The sequence below is a fragment of the Paraburkholderia sp. RL18-085-BIA-A genome (assembly GCF_046027075.1).
Lineage (GTDB): Bacteria > Pseudomonadota > Gammaproteobacteria > Burkholderiales > Burkholderiaceae > Paraburkholderia.
The window spans coordinates 1-1,031 of the sequence record NZ_JARESU010000481.1; the positions used below are offsets into that span (position 1 = coordinate 1).

The following is a 1,031-nucleotide window of genomic DNA, read 5'->3' on the forward strand; positions in this document are numbered from 1 at the left end:
GATTCCGAAGCCGCTTTCCGTGAAAACAGGCGGCTTCAGCGTTTGCTGCAACTGTGCGATGGGGGCGGGCGCTTTTGACTGCTTCCGACATTCTCGCGCCACACCTGACGCCCGGTGGTCACCTCCTTGCCGTCCCGGAGGACGCCGCGCCACTATTGGCGGATGAAATACGACCGCGGCTAGACAGTTCTTTTGCGCGTGGCGCAGGACATGGCCTGCTGCATCTGGGAACGGCGGAAGTCGGCCGCATTTTGCCGCCCACATGGGCCTGGTGGCGTGATTTTGCCGCGCGCTACGTCACCGCCTTGTGCGCCACCCCCGAAGGCGGTGAGATCACGGTCGTCACGCCTGCTGCCAAGGATTTCGATGCTCTGATTGCCGATGCGCCGCCGATGACGGGCGGGGAGTATCTAACGCCAGATGTGCTGGCCACGCTGTGGGGCGAGATCAATATCGCCTTGCACCAGGAACTGGCGACCGCAAAAGTCTCGCTTCAGGATTTCCTCAAGTCGCGCCACCCGGCCTGGAATCTCGTCGGCCGCGTGCATTTCAACCTCGCTGAGAACCGCAAGGACCCGGAGTCGCCGTTCGCCTTCCTGGCGACCTATACCTCGCGCCTGTCGGCCCATGGCAAAGCGCAGCACCAGCCACTGTCGCAAGCCCTCGCGGAATTTTCGGGAGCCAGGAGCAAGGCGCAGCTCCTGTCGCTGCTGCTGCCGGTGCAGCGCGCCGCGGAACACTGCGATTGGCTTCGCGAAATGGTGGATACCGGCGAGATATACCATCCGCTGCGCTGGACGCCGCTTGATGCCCACCGCTTTCTCACTGACCTGCCCAAACTTGAAACCGCGGGCATTGTCGTTCGCACGCCAGGCGTCTGGCAGTCAGGCCGTCCCGCTCGACCCGTTGTGAAAGCCAGCGTCGGCGCACGGCCGCCTTCGCTGCTGGGCAAGGAGGCATTGCTCGACTTCAGCATGGAGGTGTCCCTCGACGGCGAGTGTCTCAACGCCTCTGAAGTCAGGGATCTGCTC

At 63.5% G+C, this 1,031-nt stretch carries 1 protein-coding gene; it reads left to right on the forward strand.

Annotation, left to right across the window (positions count from 1 at the left end; translation table 11 throughout):
- Positions 1–74: 74 nt before the first annotated feature.
- The coding region (locus P0D89_RS53375) for an SNF2 helicase-associated domain-containing protein (protein WP_408379715.1) at positions 75–1,031 on the forward strand (957 nt) is incomplete at its 3' end.